Source organism: Dokdonella sp. (assembly GCF_049593775.1).
Lineage (GTDB): Bacteria > Pseudomonadota > Gammaproteobacteria > Xanthomonadales > Rhodanobacteraceae > Dokdonella.
Map to the genome: position 1 here is coordinate 1 of NZ_JBAWHJ010000051.1, position 2,524 is coordinate 2,524.

A 2,524-nucleotide genomic window follows, 5' to 3' on the forward strand; every position below is an offset into this window, starting at 1 on the left:
GGGACTGTGCGTAAGGCGCGTGAGTGGGGTGGCCTTTCTCTTGGTTACTTCTCTTTACGTCGGGCTCCTGCCCTCCGCCCCGCGGGTCAGCTGCGCTGCTCGCGCCGCTCCTGCGGCGCAGTGGCCACGCAAAGAGAAGTGACTCACGCGCCGCAGGCGGGTGAAAGCACTTGGCGTTTCTGGTGCCTAGCGGACCTTGTGGATACCCGAGCCGTAGAACCAAATGGAAAGAAACGGCCCCATTCCTGAAACTAGTTCGTCATTCAATGCAGCCAGGATGTGTTCATCTGGAAGGGCAGTTGGTCCGTCCGCATAGAGAAGCAGATGATCAGGGCAAGTCACGGAATAGCGCTTTGTCAGTTTATTTCCAAGCGAGAGATGCGAGACATCTGAACCCCAAGAGACTGAAACTCCGGATCCGGACTTTGCGGCGTTCGCTGCTGCAATTGCAAACTCCGGCGCGCAGGTCTCGGCCAACTCAAAAGCGCACAATTCGCCACCAAGTGTGCAAATGACATCGGGCTCACCAGTATCCGCATTCCCCTTGCGCTCGCTGCCTGCATCAAGGGGAAGCCGCGCGAGCTCTATAAATCTGCGGAAAACCGCGAGTTCGACTTCAGCTTTGTCCGCTTCTGTCCTCATCAAATCGCGAGCCTAGCCTCGGTCTTCGGTAGAGCTACATTGGCCAATCCCTACACTACGGTGCCGAGTACCCCAGAAAATCGAGACTTGCCTGCAACATCGCCTCCGTCCCCGTCCTCAACGCACCCTCATCAACAAAGAATCGCGGCGAATGATTGAACGCGACAGTCTTTGTATCCTGATCCTTCGGAGTGCCGCCGACGAAGAAATAGACGCTGGGTGCTGAAACGCTGACGCCGAGTTGCGGGAAGTCCTCCGATGCGGTCCAGCGATCGGCAAAAATTACGGAATCCTTGCCGAGGACCTTGACCAGGCTCGCCGTCACATCCGCAGTCAATTCCGGATCGTTGTAGTTGACCGGATTTCTCGCACCGGCCACCGGAACTTCCATTTCAATCGTGGCGCCGTGTGCGGCAGCAACATGTTCGGCGACCTGGCGCAAGTCGGCCAGGGCCTGGTCGCGCATGCCGGTGTCGAAGGCGCGCAGCGTGCCCTGCAGGGTCGCGCTGTCGGGCACGATATTGAAACGCTGGCCGCCATCAAAGATGCCGAATGTCAGCACCACCGGGTCCTTGTTGATGTCCATGCGTCGACTGACGATGGATTGCGCCGACATGACGATGTCGGCTCCGGCGACGATCGGATCGATGCCCTTCCAGGGTGTTGCACCATGGGTCTGCTTTCCATGCACCGTCATGTGAAAGGTATCGGAGCTGGCCATGATGCCGCCGGGGCGCAGCGCGACTGTACCCACGTGATACATCGAGGTGACGTGCATGCCAAACAAGGCATCGGGCTTGAAGTTCTTGAATACGCCCTCCTTGACCATCAGCGGCGCGCCACCCTCTTCTCCGGCCGGAGCACCTTCCTCTGCGGGCTGGAAGATAAACATCACCTCACCGGGGAGATCCTTGCGCAGGCTGGCCAGCGCGCTGGCGACACCGAGCGTGGTCGCGGTATGCACGTCGTGCCCGCAGGCATGCATGACACCCACCTCCTTGCCCTGATATTCCCCTTTCGCCTTCGAAGCAAATGGAAGGTCGACTTCTTCGGTCACCGGCAATCCATCCATGTCGGCACGGATGACCAGCCTGGGTCCGGGTTTGCCGCCCTTGAGGATGCCGACAACGCCGGTGTGCGCAATCCCGGTGCTGACTTCGAAGCCAAGCTTCTTGAGCTCGGCGGCCACGACCTTGGCCGTGCGCGTTTCGCGATTGCTCAATTCCGGATTCTGGTGCAGGTCGCGACGAATACTGGTGATCTGCTCCATGCGCGCGTCGACCAGCGCGGATGTACTCGGTTCGGCAGCCATGCTGGCATGTGGCAGGACAAGGCTGATTGCGGCGGCAAGCAAGGTATGGCGCATGGCATTCTCCGAAAGTCAGCACGCAGTCAATCGCAACACGAGGTCTGATGCAACCGGATTCACTATTGAGCAAGAATCAGGACGAGTGAAGGAGTATTGCCTGTCGGATCCGAATGGAACCTAATATTGGGGAAGCTGTATCCAAATAGCGCCGACCTAACTGCTCGTCATCCCGGCGAAAGCCGGGATCCATCTTGCATTCAGGTGCGTTCAAACTGGATCCAGGCTTTCGCCGGGAAGACGAAAGATGGTGATCTCGCTAGAGCAGCACTGAACTAGTCTCTTTCCGTCAGCAAAGGACTATCCGTGATGCTCGCGCCCCAGATAGTCCTCGCTCTGCATTTCGATCAGGCGCGACTCGGTGCGCGCGAACATCGCACGATGGCGGCGCCCGTCGTACAACTCGACGATGGGTACCGCGGCCGACAGCACCAGTTTGACGCCGTGGTCGTAGAGTTCGTCGACAAGTTCCACGAAACGCTGTGCCGAGTCCTCGGTCTGCGGCGTGAATTCGGG

At 58.9% G+C, this 2,524-nt stretch carries 3 protein-coding genes; all 3 read right to left on the minus strand.

Annotation, left to right across the window (positions count from 1 at the left end; all coding sequences use genetic code 11):
- Nucleotides 1–186: 186 nt before the first annotated feature.
- Nucleotides 187–645 (minus strand): hypothetical protein, encoded by a 459-nt coding sequence (locus WBP53_RS01930; protein ID WP_423925384.1) that lies wholly within the window; start codon nt 643–645, stop codon nt 187–189.
- Nucleotides 646–697: 52 nt separating this feature from the next.
- Nucleotides 698–2,008 carry an amidohydrolase gene (locus WBP53_RS01935; RefSeq protein ID WP_423925386.1) on the minus strand — a complete coding sequence of 437 codons (1,311 nt, stop codon included), beginning with the start codon at nt 2,006–2,008 and terminating at the stop codon, nt 698–700.
- A gap of 300 nt (nt 2,009–2,308) precedes the next feature.
- Nucleotides 2,309–2,524: AFG1/ZapE family ATPase (gene zapE, locus WBP53_RS01940; RefSeq protein WP_423925388.1), on the minus strand; the 216-nt coding region annotated here is incomplete at its 5' end.

Bases quoted from the DNA above. Each gene is read 5' to 3' on its own strand.
- WBP53_RS01935 (WP_423925386.1), bottom strand. From the start codon at position 2,008: ATGCGCCATACCTTGCTTGCCGCCGCAATCAGCCTTGTCCTGCCACAT.